This window comes from Pseudomonas sp. W4I3, assembly GCF_030816195.1.
Classification (GTDB): domain Bacteria; phylum Pseudomonadota; class Gammaproteobacteria; order Pseudomonadales; family Pseudomonadaceae; genus Aquipseudomonas.
This window is the reverse complement of the sequence record NZ_JAUSXS010000001.1, coordinates 4,299,395-4,317,543: the sequence shown is the minus strand read 5'-3', so window position 1 is coordinate 4,317,543 and position 18,149 is coordinate 4,299,395. Positions and strand designations below refer to the sequence as shown.

General features: G+C 64.6%; 15 protein-coding genes and 2 pseudogenes. All 17 read left to right on the top strand.

The genetic code is table 11. The annotated features are described in order from the left end of the window. Window positions 1-98 precede the first annotated feature (98 nt). A complete protein-coding gene (locus tag QF045_RS19495; protein WP_306493665.1) occupies window positions 99-1,139 on the top strand; it encodes a LacI family DNA-binding transcriptional regulator in 1,041 nt (346 codons plus the stop codon). 226 nt (window positions 1,140-1,365) lie between these two features. Continuing rightward, window positions 1,366-3,063 (top strand): GspE/PulE family protein, encoded by a 1,698-nt coding sequence (locus QF045_RS19490; RefSeq protein ID WP_306493664.1) that lies wholly within the window; start codon window positions 1,366-1,368, stop codon window positions 3,061-3,063. Next, a complete protein-coding gene (gene gspF, locus QF045_RS19485; RefSeq protein ID WP_306493663.1) occupies window positions 3,060-4,256 on the top strand; it encodes a type II secretion system inner membrane protein GspF in 1,197 nt (398 codons plus the stop codon). Before QF045_RS19490 ends, gspF begins: the two co-directional genes overlap by 4 nt. Window positions 4,257-4,277: 21 nt before the next feature. Further along, window positions 4,278-4,688: a type II secretion system major pseudopilin GspG gene (gspG, locus tag QF045_RS19480; protein WP_306493662.1), complete on the top strand. Its 411-nt coding sequence runs from the start codon at window positions 4,278-4,280 to the stop codon at window positions 4,686-4,688. 7 nt (window positions 4,689-4,695) lie between these two features. After that, the gene (locus tag QF045_RS19475; RefSeq protein ID WP_306493661.1) at window positions 4,696-5,121 is read left to right on the top strand and encodes a GspH/FimT family pseudopilin; all 426 of its coding nucleotides are present in this window, start codon (window positions 4,696-4,698) and stop codon (window positions 5,119-5,121) included. Beyond that, window positions 5,118-5,450, top strand: coding sequence for a type II secretion system protein (locus tag QF045_RS19470; RefSeq protein ID WP_306493660.1), 333 nt, complete (start codon window positions 5,118-5,120; stop codon window positions 5,448-5,450). The genes QF045_RS19475 and QF045_RS19470 overlap by 4 nt, the downstream gene beginning before the upstream one ends. Beyond that, window positions 5,447-6,055: a prepilin-type N-terminal cleavage/methylation domain-containing protein gene (locus tag QF045_RS19465; protein WP_306493659.1), complete on the top strand. Its 609-nt coding sequence runs from the start codon at window positions 5,447-5,449 to the stop codon at window positions 6,053-6,055. Before QF045_RS19470 ends, QF045_RS19465 begins: the two co-directional genes overlap by 4 nt. Further along, a complete protein-coding gene (locus tag QF045_RS19460) occupies window positions 6,052-6,753 on the top strand; it encodes a type II secretion system minor pseudopilin GspK (RefSeq protein WP_306493658.1) in 702 nt (233 codons plus the stop codon). Before QF045_RS19465 ends, QF045_RS19460 begins: the two co-directional genes overlap by 4 nt. Then, a complete protein-coding gene (locus QF045_RS19455; protein ID WP_306493657.1) occupies window positions 6,750-7,742 on the top strand; it encodes a PilN domain-containing protein in 993 nt (330 codons plus the stop codon). The genes QF045_RS19460 and QF045_RS19455 overlap by 4 nt, the downstream gene beginning before the upstream one ends. Further along, the gene (gene gspM / locus QF045_RS19450; protein WP_306493656.1) at window positions 7,717-8,319 is read left to right on the top strand and encodes a type II secretion system protein GspM; all 603 of its coding nucleotides are present in this window, start codon (window positions 7,717-7,719) and stop codon (window positions 8,317-8,319) included. The genes QF045_RS19455 and gspM overlap by 26 nt, the downstream gene beginning before the upstream one ends. Further along, window positions 8,316-8,816 carry a hypothetical protein gene (locus QF045_RS19445; protein ID WP_306493655.1) on the top strand — a complete coding sequence of 167 codons (501 nt, stop codon included), beginning with the start codon at window positions 8,316-8,318 and terminating at the stop codon, window positions 8,814-8,816. The genes gspM and QF045_RS19445 overlap by 4 nt, the downstream gene beginning before the upstream one ends. Window positions 8,817-8,821: 5 nt before the next feature. Continuing rightward, a pseudogene (gspD, locus tag QF045_RS19440) lies at window positions 8,822-10,946 on the top strand (type II secretion system secretin GspD). A 475-nt stretch (window positions 10,947-11,421) separates the two neighbouring features. Further along, entirely contained in the window at window positions 11,422-13,815 is a 2,394-nt protein-coding gene (locus QF045_RS19435; RefSeq protein ID WP_306493654.1) for a TonB-dependent siderophore receptor, read from the top strand. A gap of 19 nt (window positions 13,816-13,834) precedes the next feature. Next, window positions 13,835-14,806, top strand: coding sequence for an amino acid ABC transporter permease (locus QF045_RS19430; RefSeq protein WP_306493653.1), 972 nt, complete (start codon window positions 13,835-13,837; stop codon window positions 14,804-14,806). Beyond that, window positions 14,799-15,572, top strand: a complete 774-nt coding sequence (locus QF045_RS19425; RefSeq protein ID WP_306493652.1) for an amino acid ABC transporter ATP-binding protein — start codon at window positions 14,799-14,801, stop codon at window positions 15,570-15,572. The genes QF045_RS19430 and QF045_RS19425 overlap by 8 nt, the downstream gene beginning before the upstream one ends. Window positions 15,573-15,590: 18 nt before the next feature. Next, complete coding sequence (locus tag QF045_RS19420) at window positions 15,591-16,514, top strand: ABC transporter substrate-binding protein (protein ID WP_306493651.1); 924 nt, start codon at window positions 15,591-15,593, stop codon at window positions 16,512-16,514. 11 nt (window positions 16,515-16,525) lie between these two features. Beyond that, a pseudogene (locus tag QF045_RS19415) lies at window positions 16,526-18,110 on the top strand (flavin monoamine oxidase family protein). Window positions 18,111-18,149: the final 39 nt, after the last annotated feature.

Genomic DNA, 18,149 nt, shown 5'->3' with positions numbered 1-18,149 from the left:
TAGCGCTACCATCGGCATTATTGAAGGCTCTGGTTTAGAGCGTCAAATACTAAAAAACTAGCCCTATATTCCTTTTTGTTTTTACCCAGGATCATCCCGTGGACCCATCACAACCGCGCAAACGCCGTGGCGCCGGCCGCGTCACACTTAACACCGTAGCGCGTCAGGCCGGGGTGTCGGCCATCACCGTGTCGCGTTATTTCAACCAGCCGGAGCAGGTTTCGCCCGAACGCCGCGAGCGTATCGCCCAGGTCGTCGCGCAGCTGGGCTATGTGCCGAACCTGGTGGCCGGTGGCCTGGCCTCTGCGCGGGGCCGGATCGTGGCGATGGTGATCCCGAATATCTCGGGGCCGATCTTTGCCAACACCCTGCAGGGCTTCAGCGACACCCTCAGCCGGCACGGCTACCAGCTGTTATTGGCGTCCAGCTACTTCAGCGTCGAGCAAGAAGAAAGTGCGGTGCGTGCGTTTCTCGGGTGGTCGCCGGCGGCATTGGTCCTCACCAGCCGCTTCCACAGTGCCGGCACTGAAAAGATGATCGCCGAGGCGGATATCCCGGTGGTCGAAACCTGGGACTACGTGCCGCAGCGAACGCCGTTGCAGGTGGGGTTTTCACACTACGAGGTCGGCGTCATGGCCGCGCATTACTTGCATGGCAAAGGGTATCGGCGCATGGCCTTCGTGCAAAACAGCGCGGCCGGGGACTTCAGCGCGCTTGAGCGGCGCGATGGGTTTATCGCGACCCTCACCGAACTCGGCGTGCCGCCCTGGGTATTCGCCCCGGACGCCGACCGCGCGCCCTTCGAAGCCGGCAAACAGGCCATGGAAGCGCTGATGAGCCAGACCCTGAAACCCGACGCCATCTTTTTCGCCAATGACAACCTGGCCGCCGGCGGTCTGCTGGCCGGGCAGCGTGCGGGGCTGAGCATCCCCCAGGATTGCGCGGTGCTGGGCTTTGGCGACTACCCGTTTGCGCAGATGTTGCTGCCCAGCCTCAGCACCCTCCAGCCGCCTGCCCTGGAGATCGGGGTATTAGCTGCCACGCGTGTTCTGGAAAGTTTGGGTGTATTACCGGTCGAGGGCGAAGTTGAGCGCCTGAATCTTTTGCACTGCCGGTTAATTGAACGAGAAAGTGCATGAGCAACTTATAAGTATGGCTAATTGCAACTAATGGCTATTGGCTGCCAGCGCTCTAAATCAGTGCATCCAGCAATGTTTTGTATTTTTATTCCCCATCTTCAGGAACTAGCGCTATAACTTCCAGTCGATACCCCCGGCTAATTCCTGCCAGGGCAATGGCGAACTAATGGCATTGTTCGGTAGTTTCAAATAGCCATACTTTTCGCTTATCAGATATCACTCCACTATGTCGTCAGCCCTTATCGATGCCTGCCAGATGCCTGTCCCGCACACCGAGCAGGTGTGTGCATGGCTGATGGCGCATGCCGGGTTGAAGACTGTCGACCTGGAACGCGCCCGGCGCTTGTCCACCGAGGGTGCTGACCTGCTCGGTCTGCTCTCGCGCCTGGGGCTGGTCAGCGAAGCTGAATTGGCCCGCGCCTGGGCCGCCTTGCTCGACGCGCCCCTGTTGCACGCTGATGCGGCGCCGCCGCTGCTCGACCCTTTACCCATGTTGACCGAGCGCTTTCTGCGCCACTACCAGTTGGTGCCCATCAGTTGGGCCGATGGCGGGTTGCGCGTGCTGTCGGCCAACCCTTCCCAGGTGTATCCGTTCCAGGCCCTGGCCTATGCCTGCCAGGTGCCGATCTGGCTGGCCGTCGGCCCACGCACTGAAGTCGACAGCCTGATCGAGCGCTACTACGGCCAGGGCCGATCCGCCATGGGCACGCTGGTGGAGAACCTGGGCGAGCAGGGCGGCTCCGTCGAAGATATCGAGCACCTCAAGGACATGGCGTCCGAAGCGCCGGTGATTCGCCTGGTCAACCTGATCCTGCAACGCGCCGTGGAACAGCGTGCTTCGGATATCCACATCGAACCCTTCGAACACCAGCTCAAGGTGCGCTACCGCATCGACGGTGTTCTGCACGACGCCGAGGCTCCCCCGGCAAGTTCTTCGGCGGCGGTGATTTCACGGGTCAAGATCATGGCGCGCCTGGACATTGCCGAGCGCCGCCTGCCCCAAGACGGGCGCATCATGCTGCGCATCCAGGGCAAGGAGCTGGACTTGCGCGTGTCCACCGTGCCCACCAGTTTCGGCGAATCGGTGGTGATGCGTCTGCTCGACCGCCAAACCGTGCAATTCGATTTCCCCAGCCTGGGCTTCGATGGCCAGCGCCTGGATACCTTCCTTCAATTGCTGGAACGGCCCCACGGCATTCTGCTGGTGACCGGGCCGACCGGCTCGGGCAAAACCACCACGCTCTACACGGCGTTGTCGCGCCTCAACACCCCTGAGCGCAAGATCATCAGCGTGGAAGACCCGGTCGAATACCAGCTCGAAGGCATCAACCAGATCCAGGTAAAACCCGCCATCGGCCTGGACTTTGCCGGTGTGCTGCGCTCCATCGTGCGCCAGGACCCGGACGTGATCATGATCGGCGAAATCCGTGACCTGGAAACCTGCCGCATCGCCATCCAGTCCTCGCTCACCGGCCATCTGGTGCTGTCCACCCTGCACACCAACAGCGCCGCCGCCAGCATCACGCGGCTGCTGGACATGGGCGTGGAAAGCTACCTGATCGCCTCCACCGTCAGCGGCATTCTGGCCCAGCGCCTGGTGCGCCGCCTGGACCCGGCCACGCGCGTGGCGTTCGAAGCGCCACCGGCGTTGATCGAGGAACATGGCCTGGAGCGTCTGACCGACCAGCGCCCGATCCTGCTCTACCACGGCGACTACCATGGGCGCAGCGCCCTCACCGAATTGCTGGTGATGAACGATGAACTACGCGGCCTGCTGATGCGCCACGCCGACGCCGCCACCCTTGAGCAAGCTGCCCGCCGCGCCGGCCTGCGCACCTTGTATGAAGAGGGCTTGCGCCAGGCATTGGCGGGCATCACCACGCTCGAAGAAGTGCTGCGCGTCACTCGTGGGGAACCCGCGTGACGCTGTTCAAGTTTCGCGCCCTCGACAGCCAGGGTGTCGCCCACAACGGCACCTTGCAGGCCAAGGACCACGCCGCTGCCGTTGCCGCGCTGCACAAGCGCGGCCTGCTGTTGTTGCAGCTCGAAACGGCGGGCAGGCCCTTGTTGACCCCGGTGCGCGGGGCGCTGAAAGGTGCGGGCCTGGTCAGCTTCACGCAACAACTGGCGACCCTGCTGGGCGCCGGCCAGCCCCTCGAGCGCTGCCTTGGTTTACTGCTCAAACAACCCGGCCCACCCCAGGTACGCGGCTTGATCGAACGCATCCGCGACGAGGTCAAGGCCGGCAAGCCGCTGTCGGCCGCGCTGGAGCAGGAGGGCGGCAGCTTCTCGCCGTTGTACCTGAGCCTGGTGCGCGCCGGTGAAGCCGGCGGCGCGCTGGAACGTACCCTGCACCAGCTCGGCGACTACCTGGAACGCAGCCAGCGGCTGCGTGGCGAGGTGATCAACGCGCTGATTTACCCGGCGTTCCTGGTGGTGGGTGTGTTGGGCTCGCTGGCGCTGTTGCTGGCATACGTGGTGCCGCAATTCGTACCGATTTTCCAGGACCTGGGCGTGCCGATCCCGCTGATCACCGAAGTGATCCTGGGCCTTGGCGAGTTTCTGGGTGCCCATGGGCTGCTGGTGCTGGCCGGATTGATCGCGATCCTGTGGACGCTGCTGATCAGCCTGCGCCAGCCACGCCGTCGCGAGCGCTGGGACCGTCGCGTGCTCGGCCTGCGTGTGCTTGGCCCGCTGTTGCAGCGGGTCGAAGCGGCGCGGTTGACGCGCACCCTCGGCACCTTGCTCAGCAACGGCGTCGCGCTGCTGCCGGCGTTGGTGATTGCCCGGCAAGTCTGCAGCAACCGTGCGCTGCAGGCGCAAGTGGCGATGGCCGCCGAGTCGGTGAAGGCGGGCGGCAGCCTGGGCCGGGCGTTTGGCGAGCAACCCTTGCTGCCCGAGCTGGCCCTGCAAATGATCGAAGTCGGTGAACAGGCCGGTGAACTGGACAGCATGTTGCTCAAGGTCGCCGATATTTTCGACGTCGAGGCCAAGCGCGGCATCGACCGTCTGCTCGCCGCGCTGGTGCCCAGCCTGACCGTGTTCATGGCGGTGCTGGTGGCGGTGATCATGCTCGCGATCATGCTGCCGCTGATGAGCCTCACCAGCCATATATAAACTTCCAAGGAGCTATAAACGATGAATGCCCGACGCCGCCAACGTGGTTTTACCCTGCTGGAAATGCTCGCCGTGATCGTGCTGCTGGGCATTGTCGCGACCATCGTGGTACGCCAGGTCGGCGGCAATGTGGACAAGGGCAAATACGGCGCGGGCAAGGCGCAGCTCGCCGGCTTGAGCATGAAGATCGACAGCTATGCGCTGGATGTCGGCTCGCCGCCCACCAGCCTGCAACAGCTGGTGGACAAGCCTGCGGCGGCCTCCAGTTGGGCCGGACCGTACGCCAAACCGTCGGAACTGAAAGACCCGTTCGGCCACGCGTTCGGCTATCGGTTTCCCGGTGAGCACGGCGCCTTTGACCTGATCTTCTACGGCCAGGACGGCCAGCCCGGTGGTGAGGGTTACAGTGCCGACCTGGGCAATTGGGAATAAGCAGCCGATGGCCCAGCGTGGCTTCACCCTGCTGGAAATGCTGGTGGTGATCCTGCTGATCAGCCTCGCTGCCGGCTTGCTCAGCGTGGGGCTGCGCCAGGGCCTGCAAGCGGCCAAGGAGCGTCGTGTGGTCGGGCAGATGGTCGAGGCACTGCGCACTACCCGGGCTGCGGCGATTATCAGCGGCCAGGCGGCGCGTACCGAGTTCGATCTGCCCCACCGCGCGTTCAGCGCACCTGGCCGCGCGCCGCGCTATTGGCCGCAAGACCTGCAACTGAGTGTGCATACCGCCGAGCAGGTCGGCTCGGCGGTGGAGTTCTACCCCGACGGCAGCTCCACGGGCGGCAACCTGCTGTTGGCCAACGGCACGCGGCGCTGGCGTATCGATATCGGCTGGCTGACCGGCAGCGTGCAGTCCAAGGCGTTGCCATGAAGCGCCAGGCGGGATTCACCCTGCTCGAGATGCTCGCCGCCCTGACGCTGCTGGCGGTGTGCAGCACGGTGCTGCTGGTCGCCTTTGGTCAGAGCGCACGTTCCCTGGCACAAGTGGCGCGCAGCGACCGGCTGACCCACGCGGCGCTCACGGTGCTCGATCAGGAAACCGCCGGCCGCCTCGACAGCGGCGTCAGCCAAGGCGACCTGGATGGCATCCATTGGCAACTCACGCTCAGCCGCCAACCGCCGCACCTGTATCGCGTCGACCTGATCGTCAGCGAAGGCCCGCACCAGGCCCACTTCAGCACCTTGAAGGCACGTCTGTGAAGCGCCGCGAACAGGGCTTCACCCTGCTGGAAATCCTCGTGGTGCTCAGCTTGCTGGCGGTGCTGCTGGTGCTGGTCGGCGGGGCGCTGCTGGGCGCCAACCGTGCGGTGACCAAGGCCCAGCGCTACAGCGTCAGCCTGGACGAAATGCGGGCCGCCCAGCAGTTCTTGCGCACCGCCATCAGCGAGGCGCTGCCCCTGGATGTAACCGAGGACGACAGCCAGGCTGATGGTTTTTTCAGCGGCACCCCCGAGCGCCTGCAGTTTGTGGCGACCTTGCCCGGTGTGCTCGGTGGCGGTATCCAGCGCTTTACTCTGCAGCGGGTCGACCAGGCCTTGCAGGTAGAGTTTGCGCAGTTGGAATCGCGCATCAACCCCGCCCGCGTTGAACCGCAGGTACTGCTCAACCACGTTGAACACCTGCAGTTCAGCTACCGCGGCCTGTCACCCCTGGGCCAGCCTACCGATTGGATCACTGACTGGCCCTGGCCCCGGCGCTTGCCTTATGCGGTGCGCATCGCGGCCAGCGTCAACGGGCCGGTGCCGTGGGTCACCCAAGTGATTGCGCTGCGCCTGAACCTTTCCAGCGGCAGCCTGGAAGAATGAAGCGCCAGCGCGGTGCGGCGTTGCTGCTGGTGCTGTGGGTGCTGGCCTTGCTCAGCGTGCTGCTCGGCGGCCTGGCCGGTTGGGTGCAATTGCAAAGCCGCCAGGCGCTGTGGCTGGGCCAGCACACCCGCACGCAATTGGCCGCTCAGGCCGGCATCGCCATGGTGATGGCGCAGCCGCACTGGGTGGCCGACGGGCGTGCTATCGCGCTGAACTTTGATGATGCGCGGTTGCAGGTCAGCCTGCGCAGTGAGCGCGGCAAGCTGTACCTGATCAATGCGGCGGCGGATGACCTCACGCGCCTGGCCCTGGCCTGCGGTGCCACGCCCGTCCAGGCGCAGCAATGGGTCAAGGCCCTCGAAGCCCGGCGGCGCCAGGGCCTGGCGCCGTTCCGGGTGCTGGAAGAAGTGCGCCAACTGCCTGGCATGACCCAGGTGCTCTACAGCCAACTGTTGCCCGAAATCACCTTATGGAGCGACCTGGATCGACCCGATCCGGCGTTCGCCAGCCCCTTGATGCGCAAGGCGCTCAACCTGCCAAGCCGCAACGCCGAGGGCGCTGACCCCGGCCAGGTCGTGGAAATCGACAGCCACGCCGAACGGCCCGGCGGTTATCAGGCGCGCCTGCGTATCACCGTTTCACTGAGCCCCGTGGAGGACAGCGCACAGCCCTATCGGGTGGTGCGGTGGCAAGAATGAATCGACTCGAACCTATCGCCCGCCACTGGCGCGGCAGCCTGCTGCAACAGGCCTGGCGCCTGTGGCTTACAGAGCTGAGCGGCTGTGTGCCGAGCTGGCTGGCCCTGCAGGAACCGCCGGAGCGCATCCATCACTGGCCGCTGACCGCACCGGTCGAACCGGGCCATGCGCGCCAGGTGCTGATGCTCGGCCCTGACCAGGTGCTGTGGCAAACCGTGCAACTGCCCCTGGCCGCCGCGCGCCACCTGGACAATGTGGTGAGCTATGAACTGGACCGCTACACCCCGTTCGAGGCCGAACAGTTGTACTTCGTCGCCCGTCAGGAGCAACGCACGCCCACTCACCTTGAGGTGACGCTGGTGGCGATCCTGCGCGAACGCCTGGACCCGATCCTCGCCGCCTGCGCCACCTTGGGCCTGCGGCCCCATCGCGTGGATGTGGCCGACCTGAGCATCAACCTGTTGCCCGCCAGCCTGCGCCCGCGCCAACGCCCGCCGGGCCTGGGTTTGCAGCGCAGCCTGCCATGGCTGTGCGGCGCGTTGCTGATCGGCGCGATGCTGCTGTGGCTCAACGACCGCCAGCGTGTAGTCGATGCCATGCAGCACAGCGTTCAGCAGCAGAAAGCCCAGGTGGCCCAGGTGCATGCGCTGCGCCAGCAACTGCTCAACACCCAGGGCGCGGCGCAGTACCTGGCGCGACGCAAACTGGCGCAACCGCCGTTGGCCGGGCTGCTCAATGACTTGACCCACTGCCTGCCGGCCGACACCTGGCTCGACCAGCTGGACGTCAAGGGCAGCGAGATTTCCATCGCCGGCCAAAGCGCCAAGGCAAGCGGCCTGATCAGCCGGATCAAAGGCTGCCAGCGTCTGGACAACGCCCAGTTCGAAGGGGTGATTCAACCCGATGCACGCACTGGCAAGGATCAGTTTGCCTTGCGTGCCCACTTGCGCCAGGAGGCAGCCGATGCGCCGACCCCTCACACCCCGTGAGCGTCGCGGGGCAGCCTTGCTGATCCTCGCCGCCGTGCTTGGCGCGGCCTACTGGCTGCTGATCGACAGCTGGTTCGCCGGCCCGCTGCGCAGCATGGGCGCACACGCCGAACTGTTGCGCGAACAGCAGCAGCGCTATGCCAGCGTGTTGCGCCAGGGCGACGCGCTGCGCCAGCAGCTTGAGCGGGCGCAGCAGGACCCGGCCAGCAGCGCCAGCCTGTTGCCGGGGGATGACCCCGACGTGGTCGCCGCCGACCTGATGCAGCGCCTGGCCGATCTGGTCGCCAGCCAGGCCGGGCGCGGCGGTGGTTGCAGCCTGACCCAGCGCAAGCCCATCACCGCCGAGCAGGACGATGGCGAGCCGTATCGTCAGGTCAAGGTCAGTTTGACCCTCAATTGCGCCATCGAACCCTTGACCGCGATCCTGCATGCGCTGGAATACCAGCCGCCGTTTCTGTTCGTCGACGAACTGCGCATCCGCCGCAGCCGCGAGGCGCCCGCACGGGGCGGGGCGGGCAAGCTGGTGGTGAACCTGCTGGTGCGCGGCTACCTGCAACCGGCGCGGGTGGCACCATGAACAGCAGATTACGCCCCTTGGAGTGGGGCTTGCTCGGCATTGCAGGCTTGTTGGGCCTGCTGATGGCGGTGATCCTCAGCAGCATCGGCGATGCGCCGCAGTGGTTACCCGCAGCACCGCTGGCGGCGCAGCCCTCGGCCAACCTGCAGACGCCACCCACAGTGGCCTTGGCCGACCTTGCCGGCACCTGGCAGGCGCCGCTGTTCAGCACCGATCGCAGCCCGGACCGCGTGGTGGGCAAGGCGCGGGTCACCAGTCTGTCCAACCTGACCCTCAGCGGCATCATGATCACCGGCAACCTGCAAATGGCCATGCTTAAACAAGCCGACGGCCCACCTCTCACGGTGCGCCTGGGCCAGAGCCTGCCCAACGGCTGGCGGTTGGAACACCTCACCCCGCAGTACGCCCGTTTCGCCCTGGATGGGCGCACCCAGACCCTGAGCCTGTACGGCAAGCGGTTGCCCTCGATTTCCCCTTCTCGCGAGCCCCTCCCTTGATTGATATGCGCACCTCGTTGTTTTGCCTGGCCACCAGCGTCGCCCTCGGCGGCTGTGGCGCGTTGCCCGACCGCCTCGACCCGGATCAGGCGCTTTTGCACGAAGCCCTGCAGGGCACCGGTTCGCAACGCCCGCCCAGCGAGGCACCCACCGTGCAAAGCGCGCCACCGGAGGCGAAGCCACCCGCGCAGCGCCAGCTGATTCGGGGCAACCAGCAGTTGGTACGCGCGCCGGTATCCAGGCCTGCGGTGAAGGAGGCGGGGGGCGACATCGTCTTCAACTTTCAGGACCAGCCCATCGAAGCGGTGGTCAACAGCGTGATGGGCGACCTGCTGCACGAAAACTACAGCATCGCCCAAGGCGTGAAGGGCAACGTCAGCTTTTCCACCTCCAAACCGGTGGACAAGCAGCAGGCGTTGTCGATCCTCGAAACCCTGCTGTCCTGGACCGATAACGCCATGATCAAGCAGGGCAACCGTTATGTGATCCTGCCGGGCAACCAGGCGGTGGCCGGCAAGCTGGTGCCGCAGATGCGCGTGGCGCAGCCTTCCAGCGGTCTCTCGGCACGCCTGTTTTCGCTGCGTTATATCTCCGCCACCGAGATGCAGAAACTGCTCAAGCCGTTCGCCCGGGAGAACGCCTTCCTGCTGGTGGACCCGGCGCGCAATGTGCTGAGCCTGGCCGGCACCCCGGAAGAACTGGCCAACTATCAGGACACCATCGACACCTTCGATGTGGACTGGCTCAAGGGCATGTCGGTGGGGGGTGTTCGGTCTGCAACGCGCGTCGGTGGCCGAGCTGATGCCCCAGCTGCAGGCCATGTTCGGCGCCGACAGCGGCACGCCCCTGGCCGGCATGCTGCGGTTTTTGCCGGTGGAGCGCACCAACTCGGTGGTGGCGATTTCTTCCCAGCCGCAGTACCTCAGCGAAGTGGGTGACTGGATTCGCACCATCGACGAAGGCGGCGGCAACGAGCCGCAGATGTATGTGTACGACGTGCGCAACATGAAGGCAGCGGACCTGGCCCGCTACCTGCGGCAGATCTACGGCAATGGCGCGATCAAGGACGACACCCCGGCCAAGGTTGCGCCGGGCTTGCGCACCACCACGCTGTCCTCGTCCACCAGCGCCGGTCTGCAGGCCAACACCCCGATGCCCGCCGCCGAGGAACCGGCCTCCGAAAGCAGTGAAGACGCCCCGGCGCCGCCCATCAGCGACCTGGAGGCCGGCACCCGCATCACCGCGCAAAAAAGCAGCAACCAACTGCTGGTGCGCACGCGTCCGGCGCAATGGAAAGAAATCGAAGCGGCGATCAAGCGTCTCGACAACCCGCCGCTGCAGGTGCAGATCGAGACACGCATTCTCGAAGTCAAACTCACCGGCGAACTGGACCTGGGCGTGCAGTGGTACCTCGGCCGCCTGGCCGGCAATTCCACCAGCACCACGGTGGCGAATGCGTCCGGCAGCCAGGGTGCATTGGGCGGCGGCGGGGCGGGGCTGGGGGCGGCGGATTCGCTGTTCTATTCCTTCGTCAGCTCCAACCTGCAAGTGGCCCTGCACGCCCTGGAAACCAACGGCCGCACCCAGGTGCTGTCGGCACCGTCGCTGGTGGTGATGAACAACCAGCCGGCGCAGATCCAGGTCGGTGACAACATTCCCATCAGCCAGACCACCGTCAACACGGGGGACGCCGACACCACGTTGAGCAGCGTCGAATACGTGCAAACCGGCGTGATCCTCGACGTGGTGCCGCGCATCAATCCGGGCGGGCTGGTGTACATGGACATTCAGCAGCAGGTCAGCGATGCGCAGAGCGAGAGCAGCAGCAGTGAAACGCCGGTAAACCCGCGGATTTCCACACGCTCGGTGTCAACCCAGGTCGCGGTGCAGAGCGGGCAGACGGTGTTGCTGGGCGGGTTGATCAAGCAGGACAACGCCGAAAGTGTCAGTGCCGTGCCGTACCTGGGGAAAATCCCGGGCTTGCGCTGGTTGTTTGGCAACACCAGCAAGTCCAAGGACCGCACCGAATTGATCGTGCTGATTACCCCCAGGGTGATTACCAGCAACAGCCAGGCGCGGCAGGTGACGGACGATTACCGCCAGCAGATGCAGCTATTGCGGCCCCTGTAGGAGCGAGCTTGCTCGCGAAAAACGTCCAGGCAACGCGTTCATTCTGAATAACCGCGCAGGTCCTGAGTTCTTCGCGAGCAAGCTCGCTCCTACACATTGAACAAACCCTCCCACATCTGGCTTTCATCGGGCTTGAGACATTATTTATACGAATAAAGATATTTATAAATAATGAAATTCAAGAATATTAGCTTATGCCCAAATAGCATTATATTTTTAAAATTCATTCCGTTATGTTTGAACGCAACAGCCTACCCCTGACCCCGGATGGTACCCAGCGTGATTCAGATTCTGCGCAACTGACCGGGTAATCCCCGGCAGCAGAATCGTTGGAACGGAGTTCAACGTATGTTGCCCCTTCAAGCCCCTCGCTCGCCCCACACCTAGTTCAAACCGCACCCAACCGTGAATACCGGCCATGCCGCGCCCAGCGCGTGGCTGCCCGACCCTGCGATTTGAAAACCTGGGAATAGCGATGAAGCATGTTCTACCCCCCACCGCAGCCTTGACCCTGTCCCTGCTGGCCGCCGCGGCCCAGGCCCAGGATGACAGCACCCTGTCCACCGTGGTCGTCACCGGGAACCGTGGCGCCGAGCAGCGCACCGTCACCAGCAGCCCGGTGCCCATCGACGTGGTCAGCGCCCGGCAACTGCAAAGCACCGGCAAACCCGGTTTGATGGAAGCGCTCAGTGCGGTGATCCCGTCGCTGACGCTACCGGAAAAAACCGGCTGGGACGCCAGCGGCATTGCCCGTGCCCCCAACCTGCGAGGCTTGAGCGCGGCCGAAGTGCTGGTGCTGGTCAACGGCAAGCGCCGCCATACCAGCGCCACCCTGAACATCAACGGCATCAACACCGGCGCGGCCCCGGCCGACCTGGACCTGATCCCCATCAGCGCCATCGACCATGTGGAAGTGCTGCGCGATGGCGCCGCCGCCCAGTACGGGTCCGACGCCATCGCCGGGGTGATCAACGTGATACTCAAGGCCGACACCAGCGGCACCTCGGTGACCAACGCGGGCCTGGGTTATGACGGCAAGAAACAGACCGTGCAGCAAAGCCTCAACAAGGGTTTTGAAATCGGCGACGGCGGTATCGTGCAGTTGGCCCTGGATGCGCGCAGCCAGAACGACGACAACAAGGCCAGCGCCAATGGCTATACCTATGAACAAGCCTACGGCCTGGCCGGCAAGTCCACCTACGGCGGCTACGGCACGCCCAAGACAAATCTGCTGACTCTGGGCTACAACGCCGAACTGCCCATCGACGACAGCCTCAGCCTGTATTCCTTCACCACTTATTCACGGCGCAAGGCCGAGCAGGGCCAGAACTTTCGCCTGCCGACCATCACCAACACCATCACCACCGGGCCCAACGGCTACCCCTCCGGCTACACGCCCACCTGGTATATCGACGAAGACGATTTCCAGGCGGCATTCGGCGGCAAGGGCACCCTGGGCGAGTGGGACTGGGACCTGTCCACCACTTACGGGCGCAACGAAGCGGAGCAGGGCACCACCCATAACCAGAACCCATCCCTGGGCGAGGCCACACCGAACAGCTTCACCTCCGGCACGTGGATTTCCACCGAGCTGACCACCAACCTGGACTTCAAGCGCGGGTTCGATATCGGCCTGCAAAAGCCGCTGGACCTGTCCTATGGTTTGGAACATCGGCGCGACACCTATGAGGTGCAGGCCGGCGATTACGCGTCCTACGCCAACGGCGGTTACTGCGTGGCACCGGGCAATTGCGCGTCGTCCGGGGCCCAGGTCACCAACGGCATTTCCCCCGACGAAGAAAGCACCGCCTCGCGCAACAGCGTCGCAGGTTACGTGGACGCGGGCTTCAACCCGTTGCCGGACTGGTACGTGGGCACCGCCGTGCGCTATGAACATTACAACCAGGGCGTGGGCGCCACCCGCAGCGGCAAACTGACCACGCGTTATGACTTCACGCCGCAATTGGCTGTACGTGCCACTGTGAGCAATGGCTTTCGTGCGCCCTCGCTGGCCAACAGCCTGTTCAGTGCACGCTCGACCACCTACGGCGTGGTCGACGGGGTGTATCAGTCGATCAACTACGGCGTATTGCCGGTCGGTTCGGCGGCGGCCAGGGCACTGGGCGCCGAGGACCTCAAGCCCGAGCGTTCCACCAACTTCAGCCTCGGTTTCACGCTCACACCCACCGACCGCCTGAGCTTCACCGCCGATGCCTACGTGATCAACCTGCGCGACCGCATCACCCTCACCGGCACCCTGCTCGGGCCCGAAGTCACCCAGGTGCTGCAGAACAACGGCGTCAATTCCACCTCTGGCGGCCAGTACTTCATCAACGGCGCCGACACCCGCACCAAGGGCCTGGACCTGGTCAGCAGCTACAACCAGGACCTGGGCGCCTTCGGCGCGCTGAAGTGGACCGCCGCATTCAACTGGAACCAGACCAAGATCCTCAATTACAAGGAGTCGACCAACATCCTCGGCACCTCCTACGAACTGATGGACCGCCAGGCGCGCAACCTGATCACCGATGTGCAACCCAACACCAAGCTGATCCTCGGCGGTGACTGGAGCATCGGGCGCTTGAACCTCAACCTGGCCCTGACTCGCTACGGCGCCTACAAGGAAGTCAACGCATCAGCCAATCGCGACCTGGACCGCGTCTACAGCGCCAAATGGATCACCGACCTCGACCTTGGCTACAACCTCACCAAAGACCTCAACGTGGCCATCGGCGCCAAAAATCTTTTCGACATCTACCCCAAGAAACAAGGTGTGCCGAGCAGCACCATGCTCGCCAGCTACGGCACCTATTCGCCCTATGGTTTTACCGGCGGGTACTACTACACCCGGCTGACTTATGCCTTCTAAGGCCTGCGAGGACTAGCACATGCCCATTGTCGCCAAACCCTATGACCTGATCGATGAGGTCACCGATTACCCGCTTCGCCAGCGCCGTGTTTCCACACCGATCCGCGCCCTGCAGGTAGTGCCGGCCCGGCATCCCTGGCGCTGGGCCGGCTCGATCTTTGCCGCGTTGGTGCTGCTTGCCATCGTGCATTCCCTGGCCACCAACCCGCGCTGGGAGTGGGGCGTGTTCGGCCAGTGGTTTTTCTCGCCGTCGGTACTGCGCGGTCTGGGGCAGACGCTCTTGCTGACATTGCTGAGCACGCTGTTCAGCATCATTCTCGGTACCGCGCTGGCCCTGGCGCGGCTGTCGGGCTCGCCGCTGCTGGCGGCGTTGGCCTGGGGGTATATCTGGTTTTTCCGCTCGATGCCGGCGCTGCTGGTGCTGATCATCCTCTACAACTTTGCCTACCTGTACGACCACATCGTGATCGGTGTGCCGTTCACCGATCAGGTGTTCGCGCAATGGTCCACCGTGGATGTGCTCAGCCAGTTCACCGTGGCGGTGCTGGGCTTGAGCCTGATGCAGGCGGCGTACGCGGCGGAGATCATTCGCGGTGGCCTGATCGGTGTGGATGCGGGCCAGCATGAAGCCGCAGCGGCGTTGGGGCTGCCGGCCTCGCGGCGGATCTTCCGGATCATCCTGCCCCAGGCATTGCGTTCGATCCTGCCGTCGGGTTTCAACGAGATCATCGGCCTGGTCAAGGGCACCTCGATTGTCTACGTGCTGGCCCTGCCGGAGCTGTTCTACACCGTGCAGGTCATCTACAACCGCACTCAGGCGGTGATCCCGCTGCTGATCGTGGCCACCGTGTGGTACCTGATCATCACCACGGTGCTGACCAGCGCCCAGTATTACGTCGAGCGCCACTTTGCCCGTGGCACCGCGCGGGTGCTGCCGCCGACGCCGCTGCAACGTCTGCGCCATTGGCTCAAGGAGCAATCCCATGGCTGAAGCACGCGCAGGGCGTATCCAGATCCAGGGCGTAGGCAAGCGCTTCGGCAACCAGCAGGTGCTCGATAACATCGACCTGACCATCGATCCGGGCAAGGTCACCGTGATCCTCGGGCCGTCCGGCTCGGGCAAGTCCACCTTGCTGCGCACCATCAACCACCTGGAGAAGATCGACAGCGGGCACATCACCATCGACGGTGAGTACGTCGGCTATCGGCGCAAGGGAGACCTGCTGTTCGAGCTCAAAGAGCGCGAAATTCTCAAGCGGCGCATCGACGTGGGCTTCGTGTTCCAGAACTTCAACCTGTTCCCGCACCTCAGCGCCTGGGAAAACATTGCCGAAGCGCCGTTGGCCCACAAGCGCTGGAGCAAGGCCCAGGCGCGAGACAAAGCGGCCGAGTTGCTGGCCAAGGTCGGCCTGGCGGACAAGCTTGATGCCTACCCGCGCCAACTCTCGGGCGGCCAGCAACAGCGCGTCGCCATTGCCCGCGCGCTGGCGCTGGACCCCAAGGTGTTGCTGTTCGACGAACCCACCTCGGCCCTCGACCCGGAGCTGGTGGGCGAAGTGCTCGACGTGATCAAGGGGCTTACCCGATTGGGCGTCACCCTGGTGATTGTTACCCATGAGATCGGCTTCGCCCGCGAGGTCGCTGACCACGTGGTGTTTCTCTGCGACGGCCAGTTGATCGAAGAAGGCCCGCCCGAACAGATCTTCCGCCAACCCCGACACCCCCGCACCCAGGCCTTTCTCGGCAAGGTGCTTTAGTTCAAGGAGTGACTGCCCATGTTTACCCAACCTATCCGCCTGGCCGTGCTGGCGCTTGCCATCGGCACCGCACCCCAGGTGTTCGCGGTGCAGCAGGTCGACCTCAGCCCCGACCGCCCGCGCATTCATGCGCCACGTAACGAAGCGGCCATCGCGCAAATCCCGCCCGGTTTCAAGTTCGCCCAGCCCGGCAAGTTCACCGTCGCCGTGTCCGGTGTGGCCGGGCCGCCGCTGGCGCTGCTGGCCAGTGATGACAAGACCACCATCGGCAGCGAAGCCGACACCGCGCAGTTGGTCGCCGACAGCCTCGGCTTGCAGCTCAACGTGGTGCAGACCAGTTGGGAGGACTGGCCCCTGGGCGTCAGTTCGGGCAAGTACGACGCGGTGATCAGCAACGTCACCGTGACCGAGGCGCGCAAGAAGCGGTTTGACTTCGCCACCTATCGACAGGATGTGCTCGGCTTTTACGTCAAGAGCACCAGCCCGATCAGCGAGATCAAGCAGGCCGCCGACATCGCCGGGCTGAAGATCATCGTCGGCTCCGGGACCAATCAGGAAAAGGTCTTGCTGGCGTGGAACGAGGCCAATGAGAAGGCTGGCCTCAAGCCTGCGCTGCTGCAGTACTTCGACGACCAGGCCGCTGCGCAACTGGCGGTGCAGTCGGGACGCAGCGATGCGCTGTTCGGGCCCAACTCGGTGTACGCCTATTCGGCGGCGATCACCGGCGGCATCAAGCGCGTCGGCACCGTCAACGGCGGCTGGCCGTTGCAGGCCGATATCGCCGTGACCACGCGCAAGGACAACGGCCTGGTCAAGCCGATCCACACCGCCCTGGAAGGTGCGATTGCCGGGGGGCAATACGCGCAAGTGTTGCAGCGCTGGGGCCTGGATGTGGAGCGCGTCGACCAATCGCTGATCAACCCGCCTGGGCTGCCGGATTAGGAGTATCGAACATGGGACTGACACGACGTGAAGCGCTGTCGAGCATCGCCGCGGTCGGCGGCGAAAAGGCGGCCCAGGATGCGCTGGCCGCATTGGGCCTGGGGCCGTCTTCACACCGGCGGCCGCAACCGCTGAAACTCAAGGACGGGCTGGGGCAGGGCACACGCGTACTGGTACTGGGCGCCGGGATTGCCGGGCTGGTCAGCGCGCTGGAACTGACCCGCGCCGGGTTCACCGTGCAGGTGCTGGAGGCCCGCGACCGTGTGGGCGGGCGCACCTGGACCCTGCGCAATGGCGACCGCGTGGACTACAGGGACGGCCGCTCGCAAACGGTGGCGTTCGATCCGGGCCAGTATTTCAACGCCGGCCCGGCGCGCATCCCCAGCCAGCATCGCACCCTCCTCGACTATTGCAGCGAACTGGGCGTGCCGCTAGAGGTGCTGGTCAACAGCAGCCATGGCGCCCAGGTGCGGCCAGACCTGCAACAACCGGCGTTCACCGTCGGCCAGGCGGTGAACGATGCACGCGGGCATCTGTCCGGCCTGCTCGCCAAGGCGGTGCAGCGCGATGCGCTCGATGACGTATTGACCTTGGATGAGCGCACGCGGCTGCTCGCGTTTCTGCAGGTGTATGGCGACCTCTCCCAGGCATTGGCCTACGAAGGCAGCTTGCGCGCCGGCCACCTGGAATCGCCCGCGCACCCCGGCGCACTGCCCGCTAGCGCCACGCCGATTGGCCTTGAGCGCCTGCTGCATCCAGAGCTGTGGGGCGCGCTGCTGCACACTGAGTTCCCTGAGTTTTCAGCGACCATGTTTCAGCCAGTGGGCGGCATGGACCGTATCACCGACGCGTTCTACCAGCGCGTGCGCGAGCAGGTGCAGTTGGGCGCCCAGGTGCGGCAGATCCGCCAGTTGGAAGACGGCGTGGCGGTGACCTATCACGACCAACACAGCGGCCGTGAACAGGTGGTGCGCGCCGATTACCTGGTCTCCACCTTGCCGCTGCCGTTGCTGGCCAGACTAGACACCGATTTCAGCGACCCGATCAAGGCGGCCTTGCTCAGCACCCGCAGCGACCAGGCGACCAAAGTGGCGTGGCAATCGCCGCGCTTCTGGGAAAGCGATTACCGCACCTATGGCGGCTTGTCCTGGGTTGAACATCCGGCGCGCCTGCTCTGGTACCCAAGCAACGACCTCAACACCCGCGAAGGGGTGCTGGTGGCCGGTTACGTCACCGGGGAGGGCGCCGACGTGTTCGGCGCGCAGTCCTTCGGCGCGCAATACGCCACCTCCAGGCAAGCCGTGGAACTGCTGCACCCAGGCTATTCCAGGCACCTGCGCCACCCGTTGGCGGTGTCCTGGGAACAGATCCCCTACAGCGAAGGCCCGTGGCTGCAACGCGAGCATTTCCCGGCCGATGCCAGCGCGCTGCTGGAACAGGCCCACGGCCGCGTCTACTTCGCCGGCGACGGTCTGGTGCAAAGCGGCGTGGGCATCTGGCAAGAGTCGGCAGCCAATTCGGCACGGCACGTGGTCGCGCAATTGGCGGAGCGCGTGACGCAACAACGCCCAGATCACCGCACTGGCGGCGTCATGAGACTGCGCTGTCGTGGCGAGGGGCAGCCTTCGAGCGTTG

Excerpts from the sequence above, each read along its gene's own strand:
- QF045_RS19490 (WP_306493664.1), top strand. The coding sequence starts at position 1,366 with ATGTCGTCAGCCCTTATCGATGCCTGCCAGATGCCTGTCCCGCACACC.
- gspG (WP_306493662.1), top strand. The coding sequence starts at position 4,278 with ATGAATGCCCGACGCCGCCAACGTGGTTTTACCCTGCTGGAAATGCTC.
- QF045_RS19475 (WP_306493661.1), top strand. The coding sequence starts at position 4,696 with ATGGCCCAGCGTGGCTTCACCCTGCTGGAAATGCTGGTGGTGATCCTG.
- QF045_RS19470 (WP_306493660.1), top strand. The coding sequence starts at position 5,118 with ATGAAGCGCCAGGCGGGATTCACCCTGCTCGAGATGCTCGCCGCCCTG.
- QF045_RS19460 (WP_306493658.1), top strand. The coding sequence starts at position 6,052 with ATGAAGCGCCAGCGCGGTGCGGCGTTGCTGCTGGTGCTGTGGGTGCTG.
- QF045_RS19455 (WP_306493657.1), top strand. The coding sequence starts at position 6,750 with ATGAATCGACTCGAACCTATCGCCCGCCACTGGCGCGGCAGCCTGCTG.
- gspM (WP_306493656.1), top strand. The coding sequence starts at position 7,717 with ATGCGCCGACCCCTCACACCCCGTGAGCGTCGCGGGGCAGCCTTGCTG.
- QF045_RS19445 (WP_306493655.1), top strand. The coding sequence starts at position 8,316 with ATGAACAGCAGATTACGCCCCTTGGAGTGGGGCTTGCTCGGCATTGCA.
- QF045_RS19435 (WP_306493654.1), top strand. The coding sequence starts at position 11,422 with ATGAAGCATGTTCTACCCCCCACCGCAGCCTTGACCCTGTCCCTGCTG.
- QF045_RS19430 (WP_306493653.1), top strand. The coding sequence starts at position 13,835 with ATGCCCATTGTCGCCAAACCCTATGACCTGATCGATGAGGTCACCGAT.
- QF045_RS19425 (WP_306493652.1), top strand. The coding sequence starts at position 14,799 with ATGGCTGAAGCACGCGCAGGGCGTATCCAGATCCAGGGCGTAGGCAAG.
- QF045_RS19420 (WP_306493651.1), top strand. The coding sequence starts at position 15,591 with ATGTTTACCCAACCTATCCGCCTGGCCGTGCTGGCGCTTGCCATCGGC.